General features: G+C 52.0%; 1 pseudogene. It reads left to right on the forward strand.

Annotation, left to right across the window (positions count from 1 at the left end):
* Window positions 1–348 (forward strand): annotated as a pseudogene (locus JUI58_RS00640) (hypothetical protein); the annotation flags it as partial.

The following is a 348-nucleotide window of genomic DNA, read 5'->3' on the forward strand; positions in this document are numbered from 1 at the left end:
GAGACGTTCAAATCACCTCTGCTCCATTTACAATCGTCAGAAGACCGCCCATTTCTCGTCGTCAACTTCACTTGTGCGTTCCCGCTCAAGGGGGAAAACGGCGCAAATATGGCGGTACTGTTACCCGTCATGGTTGTCTTGGTGCGCGTTCCCTTGGCGAGGAAACCTGTTCCGGTAGGTCGCACCGCTTTCGTAAGAGGGATTTGGTAAGAGCAGAGAAAGCCGGAAAGTCCTATATTGGTTGGTGTTCTGGAGATACAGCCAAAGCCGTTTCGGTTTCCGATATCAACTGGAAACGCCTCGGACAGTTCACTGCATCCAAAGTGGAGTTGCTCCAGCGTTCCACTG

The sequence above is a fragment of the Spirulina sp. CCY15215 genome (assembly GCF_016888125.1).
GTDB lineage: Bacteria > Cyanobacteriota > Cyanobacteriia > Cyanobacteriales > Spirulinaceae > CCY15215.